This window comes from Asaccharospora irregularis DSM 2635 (assembly GCF_900129815.1).
GTDB classification, from domain to species: domain Bacteria; phylum Bacillota; class Clostridia; order Peptostreptococcales; family Peptostreptococcaceae; genus Asaccharospora; species Asaccharospora irregularis.
Genome location: NZ_FQWX01000014.1, coordinates 18,899 through 32,209 on the forward strand (window position 1 = coordinate 18,899; position 13,311 = coordinate 32,209).

Consider the following 13,311-nt stretch of genomic DNA (forward strand, 5'->3'; position numbering starts at 1 on the left):
ACTAATTTACTCCTTTTTGAAACAAGACAGTATGAATTGTTTTTAGTATCACTTTAATGTCCAATAATAAAGAGAAATTTTGCACATAATACGCATCGTATCTAGTAGCCTGTAAAGTGTTCAAACTACTTCTTCCATATGCTTGCGCCATCCCGGTTATTCCTGGTCTAACCAATTCTCTTATTTTCATATATTGCTGGTGAATCAACTCATTTTCTGGATATTCATTATTTAACTTCTCTAATCTCAAATCAATTTCTTTACTTGGAACAGCTCTAGGTCCTACTATGCTCATATCGCCAAGTAATACATTAATTAGTTGAGGGGTTTCATCTAAGCTAGTTTTTCTCAATATCCATCCAACTCTCGTTACTCTTCTGTCTCCTTTTTCGGGTGACTTTAAGTTCCCAACTGATGAATCAACATGCATAGTCCTAAATTTATAAGTTTTAAAGTCTACACCATTTTTACCTCTTCTAATCTGTGTAAACATAATCGGTCCTTTAGAGTCAATTTTTATGCTGATAGAAATTAAAATAAAAAAGGGAACTAAAAATAGCAAGCATATACACGATATAATAAGTTCAATTAACCTTTTTACTATTAATTGAACTCTTTGATTGTGTGATAGTATTCCAAAATCATTTAATTCAATTAAATCATCTTTTAATGTACTTATATTCATCATTTCACTTCCTTCAAAAGTAATATCAGTCTTTATATATATCTCTCAAACTCTCCACCACATACTCAATATCTTCATCTGTCAACAAAGTATGAAGTGGCAATGTAATCTCATTTTTATACATATCAAATGCATTCGGATAATCTTCCATTTTAAACCCTAAGTTCTTATATGCTGAATGCATTGGAAGCGGCTTGTAATGCACATTACTTGATACACCTTTCTCAGCCATCTTCGTAATAACATCGTTTCTAAAAGCTTCATCTTCCCCATTAAGTCTTAACAAGTATAGATGACCACAAGATTGATAGGTCTCATCATAGTGCTTCATAGATGTTACTTCTAGTTGGCTCAATAAAGCATCATACTTTTCAATGATTTCTTTTCTTCTACCAAGAATCTCTGGATATCTTTTGAACTGAGCAAGTCCAAGCGATGCCATGATATCAGTCATGTTGCATTTATAGTTTGGAGCTACGATGTCATACTCCCAAGCACCGAGTTTAGTCTTAGTAAGGGCATCCTTTGATTGGCCATGAAGGGAAAGAAGCATATACTGTTTATAAATCTCTTCATTATCAAAGCCATCAATATCTCTCCAAGTAACCATACCACCTTCAGCTGTAGTTAAATTCTTTACAGCATGAAAAGAGAAAGATGTGAAGTCAGCAACTTCGCCACTCATCTTTCCTTTATAAGTAGCCCCTATTGAGTGAGCTGCGTCAGCAATAACAGCAACTCTACCAAATGCCTTTTGTAGGTCATTAGAAGGATTGAATAGTTGCTTCTTACTTTCTACAGCTTCAAAAATTCTATCATAGTCACACATCACGCCAGCAATATCAACTGGAATGATGGCTTTTGTCTTTTCTGTAATGGCATCAGCAATCCCATCATAATCAATATGGAAAGAGTCCTTTCCTGAATCGACAAGAACAACCTTTGCTCCTACATGAGTGATTACACTTGCAGAAGCAGAATAAGTATAAGCACAAGTAATGACTTCATCACCTGGTCCAATACCAAGAAGTCTTAAAGTCATCTCCATTGCAGCTGTTGCTGAATTGAGAGCAACTGCTTTTGATGTATTGCAATACTCAGCAATTTGCTTTTCGAATAATTTTGTTTTAGGCCCTGTTGTAATCCAACCAGACTTTAAAGTATCAACTACTTCATTGATCTCTTCATCTGAAATATCTGGTGGTGAAAATGGAATGCTTCTCAATTCAGTCATCTTATTCGCCCTCTCTTAAATAGTTTCTTTTGTGTTTTTCATCTATATAATGTATAGGTACTTATGTTTACAGCACCTTAATTTCCTGGTTTATGTAAATTGGTTAAATGCTGCTATCTTTTAAATGTACATTTTTGGTTTTCTGTTGAAACCCTTGATATTACTACCTTACAGCCTCTTTATCCTTTCACCATACTCACGTCGCTCTAACCATCCAATCAAACTTACAAATAAGGCACTTCCCCTTCATCATGTTCATCTTTATTAGTATGCACACTACATCTAACTTGTCCATTATTATAGCTAATATCTCTATTTTCTGGACATATATCTTTACCATACTGTATTATATATCCCTCAAATATTTGATCACTATGATTTAAACCTTCAGTTATCAAATATGCATAGTACATCCTTTCTAATTCTCTACAATTTGTATCACAAACCTGTCCCCTGACCTTTCCTATATAAGCATTAAAACGGGGAACAGCAATAATTATTAATATAGCTAATATCCCTATAACTACTATGAGTTCAACCAAAGTAAAACCTTTATTATTTTTCATATTAATCCCTTATAGTTTGCTTCAATCCAATTTCCTACCTCAAGGCATAGCTTCGCCCATTCACATGACTTAAACTATCATGCTACAGTCTTAGCTATAACCTCCTTTGCTCCTACTTGGGCCGAAACACCAAATATTTACATTAGATTTTGTCTATAAAGTCTATTCCTAGTTGAACTATCCTTGTTTCTCCTAAAAAGTCCATTTTTACCTTAGCTCGTCCTTTTCTTGCATCTATACTTTCTATATTTGCTTCAAAGCCTGCTAGTGGACCTTGTATTATCTTTATTTTTTCATCTATCTTATAAGCTATTGATATCCCTACATTTTCATCTTCTCGTAAAAGTATATTTAAAGCTCTTAATTCTCTTTTGTCTATTTCTAGCAAACCATCTTCATCTTTTAAAAAGTTTGTTGCTAAGGGTAACGTTTTCATTTTGTAATAGTCTTCTACCGATATTTCTCCTTTTAAGAGAACATATCCTGGAAAAAGTTTTCTCTTCACAATTTCCCATTTCCCTGATTTTCTTTCTCTCAGTTCTCTCGTTGGAACTATTGCTTTTATATCTTTAAATGTAGCTTCTATTGCCACCTTAGTCTTTTCTTCTTGCCCTGTTATCACAAATAGTGCATACCAAGGAGTTGATTCTATTTTCATTCTGTAAAGAACCTCTCTATCTTATCCCCCGGATAATCTATTTCTTCTAGTTTTTTTCTTATTTCGTCTTCAAAAGTATAGCTTGTTATGACAATTCCATCGTGTTTATAGTCTTTTATTTCTTCTCTAGATATTATCTTATATCCTAGCATTTCTGTATTTTGTCTATCCTTATCATCATCTATTAAGGCTACTACTTTTAAAGATTTATCTGTTCTATATTTTAATATCCCTAGTATTGTCTGTGCAACTTCTCCGGCTCCGTATATTAAGATATTTTCGTATCCTTTATCTTCTAATCCTACTAAAAACTTTTCAATGTTTTCTTCTGCTAATCTATACAATTCTAGGAGTTCATGAAAATATGTGATTGAAAGATATCTTTTTCTTTTTATACCTTTAGGAGTAATATTGTAATGTACTACTTTTGCAGATTTATAATCCCTTATTAGTAAGTTTCTTTCTTCTAAATCTTCCATATATTCATTTACAGTAGAAGGTGCTCCACCTACTGCTCGTGCTATCCCTTTTTGTGTGGTGTTTGGGTTTTCTTCTATATGCTGTAATAGCAACATTTCTTTTAGTGTTTTTGTAGGGCTAAAAAAATTCATATTTTTTCTCCTTTATTTAAATTCGAACTACGAACGATAATATCTTATCATAAATCATTCACATTGTAAATGATTATGGCATTTTTTTGTAAAATATTTCTGTTTTTATATATTTTTGTCTTTTCTTGTTTCTCTGTTTTTTTGAATTTGTGAATAATAAAAGAGTAGTTCTTAAATACTTATACTATACAAGAACTACTCTTTCATATTTTTGTATAAAACTCTATCCTCCGATTTCATACATACACTTATCACAACCACTAACTCCATTTTTGACTATTCTATGATTTTTAGGTTTTTTTAATATTATATCTTTGATTTCTTCCCTAAATAAAAGTGGTTTATTTAAATATCTTTTTATATCTACTTCATCACCCGAATTGAGGCATAACTTTATTGTTCCTCTATTTGTTATTATTATCTTATTACAATCCTCACAAAATGGATCACTAATGGATGATATAACTCCTACTCTACCTTTAGCCCCTTTGAATTTATAATAATATGCAGAACTATCTTCTTGCTTTCCTAACTTAAAAAGCCCTTCTACATTATCCAATAAATTTTTGGTATTAATATAGCCTTTATTATGTATTCTTTTTGCTTCCCCCAAGGGCATAAGTTCCACGAATCTTAGATCTATAGAAGAGTATTTAGTAAGCTCCATGAAATCATAAATTTCATCGTCATTAAATCCGTCTATTAATGTACAATTTATTTTTACCTTTATCCCTAGTCTCAAGCAGACATCTATAGATTTAAGAACATTTTTTAATAGGCCACCTCTGGTCACTGTTTTATATTTATATTCCTTTAATGAAGTTAAGTTAATGTTTGCACTAGTTAAACCACTATCTTTTAATTTATAAGCAATCTCATCTAAACCAATACCATTTGTAGTTATGCCTATGTTTTTTATATTACATTCTTTGCTTGCAAATTCCACAAGGTCGCATAAACTAGGATGTAATAACGGTTCACCACCAGTAAATTTGATTTTTGTTATACCAAGCGTTGCCATTGATTTTATAAGAAACTTATAATCATTAACGCTTAAATCATTATTAATATAGTTTTTATCAAATTCTATATCTGGTGGCATACAGTAAATACACCTTAGGTTACACTTATCTGTAAGTGAAATTCGAAGATAGTTTATCTTTCTACCGTATTCATCTTTCATATTTAGCTACCCTCTTTGTCTATTTTATATACATATAATTGCATAATAATTTCTCTTAAAGTCAATATTAATTATTACTAATTTTTTATACAAGTATATTATATACTATAATTTTGTCTGTTTATATAATATTATTGTATTTTTTTATATTCATCTAAATTTTTTCAACAAAAAACGTATAATAAAACTTTTTGACAAGTGTTTACTATACGTTTTAAATTTAATAGTCTTTATAATCTTTAAACTCTTTTTTCTCATTCTCTTTTTCTCTATTTCTTTCAACTATTTTAAGAACTATAAGAACTATACTTCCTATAATAATAGCTAAATAAAAAATACAAATAAGTATCACTATTACAACACCACACAATCTAACTTTTAAATTGTCTATTTAATAATATTCTACTCACAATCTTCAACAAATACAGCCGTACCATAAGCAAGCATTTCTGCCGCACCTTGCATAACTGCAGCTGAAGTCAATCTAAATCCTATTATTGCATTTGCACCTTTTGACTTTGCATCATCTGCCATTCTACCTATCGCTATTTGTCTTGCCTCTGTTAACATTTCATTATATCCTGTAAGTTCGCCTCCAACAAGGTGTTTAAAACTAGCTCCTATATCTTTGCCAACATGTTTTGCTCTTATTGTACTTCCTTTTACCAACCCATAAACCTCTGTTATTTTTTTACCTGGTACATTATCAGTAGTTAATATTAACATAAATCTCATCTCCCTCTTATGTATTTCTTCTATTATATCATTCATAATACAAATGTTAAAATATTTTTAATCACCTCTACTACAAGTTTAAATATTATATAATATGGAGGTGTATTTATGACAGACTTAGGATTACTTCAGACTCTTATTATAAGTTTTATTTTTACCCTAGATGCTTTTTTTGTATCAGTAGCATACGGTATGTCTGGTATTTCATTGAAAAAAACTTTCACATTAGCATCTTTGGTAAGTTTGTTTTGTGGTATTAGTATAGTTTTAGGTTTGTTTATAGGAGATGTGTTGCTTAAAAATAACTATATATATACGCTAATTGGTACTATCATATTCGGTTTCGGATTCAATATGATTTTCCAAAAAAATCAGAGTGAAATTCCTAAGGAACTTACTTTTTTAAATATATTGTTATTCTCATTAAGCCTTAGCATAGATAGTTTTTCTATATCAATAGCTCTTAGTTCTCAATACAATATAACTTTAGTTAGTATTTTTATATTCTGCTTAGTTTCATTTGTAATGACAATTTCAGGCCTTCTATGTGGAAAAGTTTTATCTAAAAGTAACCCAAAACATCCAAACGTTTTTCAGGGAGTTGCAATGTGCATAATATCTTATAGAATGCTTCTAAAACTAAGATAATAAAGCATCAAACTTAAGAATTAACTTAACTGTCTCAAATTTAATTTTCTATTTAAGTATAAAAATTATAATTTGAGACAGTTTACTTAAAAGTACTTTTCCTTTATTCAAAGATTTGAATAATTTTAGATTTAAGTTTTTTAATAAATACCTTATTATTTAGAATATACTGTTCATAGCTATCGCACTCTCTACAAATATAAGATATTGTCTCACTTACTAAAAAGTTTATTTTTTCTAAATTATAATCATACATTGTTTCTACGCTATCTACTTCTATAATAGTCTCCGAAATACAATTATATATATCTTTTATTATATACTCGCCTTTTACTTTAAATTGATTTAGAATATGATTTTTACTTTCATCGGATAATACCTCTCCTTTTATAAACATGATAAAACACTCAAAATCCTGTCTATTATTATACGGTTCTATTTCAAATAATATCCTAAAAAATAAGTTCCATGGAAACTCTGTGTTTAATCTGTTTCTTATATGTTGTCCTATTTTCTTGCAAAACGAATCATTAAACTCTGGTTCAGATTCAAATTCAATAGACTTGGTAAACTCAATATCTTTTTTTGCTATATCATTTAATTTGGCGATTTCATCAAACATTATATCCCAAAATAAATCATTTCTATTGTCTTTTTTATTGAATGAATAACTCATTATGGTTTCACAAGGCTTTTTAAAATCTACAACAAAGCCTATACTATCTCTCATTTTTGCTGAAAAAGCATCATGCGCTATTTTTGCTAAAACCTTCTCTATTTCTTTTTTTCTTGTTTGATTATCCTGCATGGATTTTGTATTAAAATTCTTATATATGCTAAGAAGTTGATTGTCTATCATAGTTAAATTATTTTTTATAGAAGCCATCATATCCCTTAGAAAATTATCTGCTAATAAATAAGTATTGTTTTTATAAATTATTTTATGTTCTATTTCACTCCAAAACACATTTACAAGAGATTTGATTTGAAGTTCAAAATTTATTTCTTTAGCGAGATATGTAAAGGTTCCATCTATCCTGTATATCTCAAATCCATTTTTTTGTTTACTTGGTTGCTTATCAGATAGTTTTAATTTAATACTCTTATTATCCTTATTATAATAATATATTTTATCATCAGTTTTATTGAAGTGCTTTTTTAATAGTCTATATATTTTATTTTCATCCTCTATAAACCTACACTCAATTCTAACACCTATAAGATCGGACAATCTATCTATAAGATTCTTTGCCTCTTCATATCTTTTTATATACCTATTTCTAATTATTTTTTCTCTTAGGCTCGATTCTGATTTTATCCTCGATGATATATTAATATATTCTTGATTTTTTTCCTCTAATATATCTTCAAAGTGATCTTCAAGTTGATCTGATACTATCTCTAAAATTGGACTCATTACATTTAGCATATTTATTGACTCATCTATAAATTCAAACTCTTTTAACCCCATTTTATGTCTCCTATGATTTTTATATTTACAACTAATTCTATCATTATTTTCTATTTTAAGTAAATCTCTATGCTGAAATTTCACATATATTTCAAATACATAAATAATATGATTTTATATTGCTGTCTAAAATATTGATTTTATGTGCAGAATTTTAGATAGTATAATCTTATTTCATACAAAAAGGACTATAAATAAATTTATTTTTTCTATAAATTCATCTATAATCCCTATATTTATACACATTGTTATTTTTTTAAGTATTCACCTACAGTTTTTCCTACATTACTAGACATCATAACTGTAGACATTACAGCAAAATCATCACAATATTTTAAAACCTCATCTACGTTTGATGGTAATATCCCACCTAGAGCAACCACCTTTAATCTTGTTAATTTCCTCGCTTCTTTCAGTAAAGTAATACCTCTAGGTTTTAAATTTTCTTTACACTTGGTTTTATATATATGTGACAGTGTTATATAATCTATATCTATATCCTTATTTTCTATAATTTTCTTTAATAAAACTATTTCATCTAGACTATGAAGCGATAACCCTATGATTTTTTTATTATTAAAGCTATATCCATCCTTTAGTAATTCTAAGAATCTATTAAATGGTAAATGTATCCCATCACAATTAAAGTTTTCAAATACATTTATGTTGGTGTTTATAATTAAGTTTATATTTTTTATATTATTTAAATCTATGGATTTCCTAACTTCTAAATAAACTTTTCCCAGACAATCATCATCTAGATCTTTTTCTCTTATTATTATATTCTCCACACCACTCTTTGCTGCATCTACTATCACTTTTATATAATTTTCTTCACTACACAAATGCCTATTGGTTATAAGATACACTAAAATCTCTCCCAATCCTTAAATACATGCTGATATCCTATAGATTTTAGCATTTTCTCTATATCTTTTACTCCACTCTCATCGTTTATTTCAAATTGAGAGGTAGAATGTTCATCTTGAGAATGCCCTCCAACATCTGTTGATACTCCAGCACTTAGTTTAGTCACACCCAACGGTATTATGTGTTTTCTCATCTCTAAACTCTCTCTAGTTGATATATTAATAGCTGCATGTGGATCAAATAATCTCATGCAAACCATAGCCTGTACTAGATTTTTATCACTTATATCAACAAGTTCCTCAAAACATCCCTTAAAAGGTCTCATTCTTGGTGTAGAGTAAGATAATTCAATATGTGGATACTTTTTCTTTAAATATTTCCCATGCAATATTGTAAAAAATGTTTCCTTCCTAAAATCGTTAAGTCCTAAAAGAGCTCCTATTGATAAAGTCCTCATTCCAGCTTTTGCCCCTCTTTCTGGAGCATCTAATCTAAATCTGTAGTTTGACTTAGGACCTTTTATATGAACTTTTTTGTATATATCCTCATCATAAGTTTCTTGGTATACAGTCAATCCCTCTACGCCCTTTTCAACTATATATTTATAGTCTTCTGTCTCCATAGGATATACTTCTATACCTATAGATGGAAATTTATCCTTCAATATCTCAATCGCTTCACCTATGTATTCTTTGCTAGAGTGAAAACTACTTTCCCCAGTCAATACAAGCAGATGTTTAAATCCTTCTTGTGAAATAGCATCTCCCTCTTTTTTTATTTCATCCATAGTTAGTTTTTTTCTCTTTATTCCACTTTTTATGTTGTAACTACAATAAACACATTGATTTATACAATAGTTGGCTATATACATAGGAGTATATAGGCAAACTGTTTTACCAAAGTATTGAACACTTAACTTGTGCGCTTTTTGAGCCATTTTTTCTAAGTGTTTTTCTGCCGTTTTTGAAAGTAAGTTTAGTACATCACAATCATCAAGTCTATCTTTAGACAAACTTCTAAGTACATCTTGGTCTGTAACATTTTCAAAGTATTTGTCGAAATCAAATTCCCTATATCTTTCTATTACGTCATAAAAACTCATTTTTCATCCCCCCTATAATTCACCTAAAAATCCTGTCAGTGGAGAAGATGCATTTGCATACTCTGATACAGCTCCAGCTTGGGCAAGATATGCTTTTCTTCCACCTTCTACTGCCAATCTAAACGCACCTGCCATAGCAATTGGATCTTGTGCTGATGCTATAGCCGTATTAACAAGTACTGCATCTGCTCCCATCTCCATAGCCTCCATAGCTTGTGATGGTTTGCCTATCCCTGCATCAACTATTATAGGTATATCTAATTCATCTATCATAATTCTTATCATTTCTTTCATTTTTAATCCTCTATTTGATCCAATTGGAGCCCCAAGTGGCATAACAGCCGCTGCACCTGCTTCTATCAATCTTCTTCCCGCATAAAGATCTGGTGTCATGTATGGTAAGACTATAAACCCTTCATCTGCAAGTATTTTTGTAGCTTTTATAGTTTCTTCATTGTCTGGTAATAGATACTTTGTATCTGATATAACTTCTATTTTTATGAAATCTCCACATCCCATTTTACGAGCTATTCTAGCTATTCTAACAGCCTCTTCATGATTTGTTGCCCCTGATGTGTTTGGAAGTATTGTCATATTCTTAGGTATATGTGTAAGTATATTTTCCTGTTCATTATCTAAATCAACTCTTCTAAGTGCCATAGTAATTATCTCACTGCCACTTTCATCTATTACCTTTGGTAATATTTCATTTGAACCGTACTTACCAGTACCTACCAAAAGTCTACTATTAAACTCATGCCCACCTAATATTAACTTATCCACTTTGAAAACCCCCTATTTTTTTATATTATTTATTCTCAATTAGAATTTTAGCAGCTAAATTAGCCATATGATTTGCACATATCGCTACTCTAGGAGCCATAAGTCCTTCTCCTATTTTAGCTTCGTTTACAAAATCCCCACATATATAGAATTTATCTCTTATCTTTTTAGTTTTTATTATATTAGAATCATAATATCCGGCCATTCCTGATGAGGCTATAAGATATTTATCTTTCATTTTGGTTAAAACGTGATTACAAATTTCCGCCTTACACGATGGATTGTCAAAGGCTTCTATTATTATATCTGCTTCATTAAATTTATACATATTTTCTTTAGTTACAATTATGTTATGTGAGATAATCCTAACCATTGGATTTATTCTTTTGATATGCTTTTTTAAAGCTTCTGTCTTTAGCATTCCTATATCTTCGATAAAGTACTGTTGTCTATTTAGATTTGAAGGTTCAACAACATCATAATCAGCCAGTATTAATTCAGAAACTCCTATTCTTGACAAAGATATAGCTATATTAGAACCCAAACCTCCAAGACCTAATATAGCTACTCTACCTTTTTTTAACTTATTATGTACATTTGGAGTGTGTCTTGCTATTAATAAACTTTCTATTTCTTCTAAGGATGGAACCTCTCCCCTTTTTATTAAAGTCAGTCTGTCATCTTCTCTTAGCAAGATATCTTCTTTGATTGGATATCCATTTAAAATCACAATATCATGCCCCTTATTGTAGCTATCCCTTACATCATAGGCAGTTTTGCCCTCTTCTATTTCGTTTTGTTTTTCATTTACATAAATTTTCATTCTAGCCTCCCCCTACAAAGCTAATAAGTTCAATTACATCTTCTTTATTTAATATATAATTATCATATTGGCTTTCTTCAATTATATTTAAATTTATTTCTACTACTACCCTATCTTTTTTTAGCCCATACTCATCTAATAAATCTATTATAGTAGTATTTTCCTTAAATTCTATCTCTCTACCATTTACCTTCACTTTGTCACCTCCCCCTCTACATTTAAATAAGTTTTTAGGATATAAGCCACCATATAGTAAATTTATATTTATTTTTATATTTATTTTTATATTTATGCCTATAAATATTAATAACTATTTATAGATAAGTAGCCTATATCCTATAAATTTAATTTTCTATGCTAAAAGTCTATATTAAACTAACTTCTTCATTTTTTAATATTTTTTTTACAGTTCTCATAGAACACATTTTTCCACACATAGTACAACTATCCTCATGTGTTGGTCTTGATTCTTCTCTATATCTTCTAGCCTTTTCAGGGTCTATACACAGTTTAAACTGCTCTTCCCAGTCCAAATCTACTCTAGCCTTACTCATCTTATTGTCCCACTCACGAGCGCCTGCCACATTCTTAGCTATATCACCTGCATGTGCAGCTATTTTAGTAGCTATTATACCCTCTTTCATATCCTCTAAGTTTGGAAGTCTTAAATGTTCAGCTGGGGTAACATAGCATAAGAAATCTACTCCTTTTGCACTAGCAAGAGCCCCACCAATTGCACTAGTTATATGATCATATCCAGGTGCTATATCAGTTACTAAAGGCCCTAGTACATAAAAAGGTGCTCCATGACATATTCTCTTTTGTAACACTACATTTGCTTCTATTTCATCGATTGCCATATGACCCGGACCTTCTATCATAACTTGAACATTTCTAGCCCATGCTCTCTTAGTAAGTTCTCCTAAAACTATAAGTTCATCTATTTGTACTCCATCAGTTGAGTCCGCTATACTTCCCGGTCTACATGCATCTCCTAAACTAACTGTAACATCATACTCTTCACAGATATCAAGTATTTTATCGAAATTTGTGTATATAGGATTTTCCTTATCATTTAACTCCATCCATGCAAATAATAAAGATCCTCCTCTTGATACTATATGAGTCAATCTATCGTTATTTTTTATCTTCTTGCAAACGCTTCTAGTAAGTCCTGCGTGAATTGTTATAAAGTCAACTCCATCTATAGCATGTTGTCTTATAACATTTAAAAACTCTTCTTCTGTTATGTCTTTTAATTCTTTATCTAAATATCCAACAGCATCATATATAGGAACTGATCCTATCATAGCTGGTGAAACATCTATTAGTTTTTCTCTAAACTCTCTAGTTTTTCCATAACTACTTAAATCCATTATAGCTTCTATATTCATATCTATTGCTGTTTTAACTTTTTCCATTTCTTTGTCTACATCCATACAGTCTCTTGATATCCCTAAGTTTACATTTACCTTAGTTCTTAAATTTTTACCTACCCCTTCTGCACTTAAAGATTTGTGATTTTTATTTGCAGGAATAACAACTTGACCTTTTGCTATTAATTCTCTTAATTTTTCAACTTCTATCTGTTCTTTTTTTGCAACTACTTCCATTTCCTTAGTTATTATGCCCTTTTTAGCTGCATCCATTTGTGTTGTATAATTCATTTTATCTCCTCCAAATTTGTATATTTTAAATTTGTTAATCAATGCTTTAAAATAACTATGTATATTTTTTATAACTAGCTAATGATTAACTTTTTAAATTTACCCTTTTATATTTTTAAATTATTACTGGTAATATAAAAACTTATTTATCACTTGATCACAGTTGTATATATTGTAATTTCCTTATACGTAAAAAAGTGCCTTCCTTATGTTAAGGAAAGCACTTGTAAGCTACTTATAAATATTATATTTGTATCCAATTACTTGAATACTAT

The 13,311-nt window shown here is 30.0% G+C and carries 16 protein-coding genes; 1 reads left to right on the top strand and 15 read right to left on the bottom strand.

The genetic code is table 11. From position 1 onward, the window contains the following. Position 1: 1 nt before the first annotated feature. From BUB34_RS07245 to BUB34_RS07275, 8 genes are all read right to left on the bottom strand, one after another. Positions 2-685 carry a sugar transferase gene (locus BUB34_RS07245; RefSeq protein ID WP_073126005.1) on the bottom strand — a complete coding sequence of 228 codons (684 nt, stop codon included), beginning with the start codon at positions 683-685 and terminating at the stop codon, positions 2-4. 25 nt (positions 686-710) lie between these two features. After that, positions 711-1,919, bottom strand: a complete 1,209-nt coding sequence (locus BUB34_RS07250; protein ID WP_200787883.1) for a DegT/DnrJ/EryC1/StrS family aminotransferase — start codon at positions 1,917-1,919, stop codon at positions 711-713. Between the two features lie 224 nt (positions 1,920-2,143). Beyond that, complete coding sequence (locus BUB34_RS12950; protein WP_084120278.1) at positions 2,144-2,485, bottom strand: prepilin-type N-terminal cleavage/methylation domain-containing protein; 342 nt, start codon at positions 2,483-2,485, stop codon at positions 2,144-2,146. 142 nt (positions 2,486-2,627) lie between these two features. After that, entirely contained in the window at positions 2,628-3,143 is a 516-nt protein-coding gene (loaP, locus tag BUB34_RS07260; protein WP_073126009.1) for an antiterminator LoaP, read from the bottom strand. Then, a complete protein-coding gene (locus tag BUB34_RS07265; RefSeq protein ID WP_073126011.1) occupies positions 3,140-3,754 on the bottom strand; it encodes a winged helix-turn-helix transcriptional regulator in 615 nt (204 codons plus the stop codon). The genes loaP and BUB34_RS07265 overlap by 4 nt, the downstream gene beginning before the upstream one ends. A 223-nt stretch (positions 3,755-3,977) precedes the next feature. Continuing rightward, positions 3,978-4,937 (bottom strand): GTP 3',8-cyclase MoaA, encoded by a 960-nt coding sequence (gene moaA, locus BUB34_RS07270; protein ID WP_073126012.1) that lies wholly within the window; start codon positions 4,935-4,937, stop codon positions 3,978-3,980. 220 nt (positions 4,938-5,157) lie between these two features. Continuing rightward, on the bottom strand, positions 5,158-5,289 hold the full coding sequence (locus BUB34_RS13780; RefSeq protein WP_278276709.1) for a hypothetical protein: 132 nt from the start codon (positions 5,287-5,289) through the stop codon (positions 5,158-5,160). Between the two features lie 50 nt (positions 5,290-5,339). Beyond that, the gene (locus BUB34_RS07275) at positions 5,340-5,663 is read right to left on the bottom strand and encodes a heavy metal-binding domain-containing protein (RefSeq protein WP_073126078.1); all 324 of its coding nucleotides are present in this window, start codon (positions 5,661-5,663) and stop codon (positions 5,340-5,342) included. A 117-nt stretch (positions 5,664-5,780) separates the two neighbouring features. Here BUB34_RS07275 and BUB34_RS07280 point away from each other — a divergent pair, with 117 nt between their 5' ends. Next, positions 5,781-6,320 (top strand): manganese efflux pump MntP, encoded by a 540-nt coding sequence (locus tag BUB34_RS07280; protein WP_073126014.1) that lies wholly within the window; start codon positions 5,781-5,783, stop codon positions 6,318-6,320. A gap of 103 nt (positions 6,321-6,423) precedes the next feature. On the opposite strand, the gene BUB34_RS07285 is transcribed toward BUB34_RS07280, so the two are convergent. The 7 genes from BUB34_RS07285 to thiC form a co-directional block, all read right to left on the bottom strand. Continuing rightward, entirely contained in the window at positions 6,424-7,791 is a 1,368-nt protein-coding gene (locus tag BUB34_RS07285) for a GTP pyrophosphokinase (RefSeq protein WP_073126016.1), read from the bottom strand. Between the two features lie 248 nt (positions 7,792-8,039). After that, the gene (locus tag BUB34_RS07290) at positions 8,040-8,660 is read right to left on the bottom strand and encodes a thiamine phosphate synthase (RefSeq protein WP_073126018.1); all 621 of its coding nucleotides are present in this window, start codon (positions 8,658-8,660) and stop codon (positions 8,040-8,042) included. Then, positions 8,660-9,763: a 2-iminoacetate synthase ThiH gene (thiH, locus tag BUB34_RS07295; RefSeq protein WP_073126020.1), complete on the bottom strand. Its 1,104-nt coding sequence runs from the start codon at positions 9,761-9,763 to the stop codon at positions 8,660-8,662. The genes BUB34_RS07290 and thiH overlap by 1 nt, the downstream gene beginning before the upstream one ends. A 12-nt stretch (positions 9,764-9,775) precedes the next feature. Further along, positions 9,776-10,546 carry a thiazole synthase gene (locus BUB34_RS07300; RefSeq protein ID WP_073126022.1) on the bottom strand — a complete coding sequence of 257 codons (771 nt, stop codon included), beginning with the start codon at positions 10,544-10,546 and terminating at the stop codon, positions 9,776-9,778. A gap of 25 nt (positions 10,547-10,571) precedes the next feature. Then, complete coding sequence (gene thiF, locus BUB34_RS07305) at positions 10,572-11,369, bottom strand: sulfur carrier protein ThiS adenylyltransferase ThiF (protein WP_073126024.1); 798 nt, start codon at positions 11,367-11,369, stop codon at positions 10,572-10,574. Between the two features lies 1 nt (position 11,370). Then, positions 11,371-11,565 carry a sulfur carrier protein ThiS gene (gene thiS / locus BUB34_RS07310; protein ID WP_073126026.1) on the bottom strand — a complete coding sequence of 65 codons (195 nt, stop codon included), beginning with the start codon at positions 11,563-11,565 and terminating at the stop codon, positions 11,371-11,373. 169 nt (positions 11,566-11,734) lie between these two features. Beyond that, positions 11,735-13,036 (bottom strand): phosphomethylpyrimidine synthase ThiC, encoded by a 1,302-nt coding sequence (thiC, locus tag BUB34_RS07315; RefSeq protein ID WP_073126028.1) that lies wholly within the window; start codon positions 13,034-13,036, stop codon positions 11,735-11,737. Between the last annotated feature and the right edge of the window lie 275 nt (positions 13,037-13,311).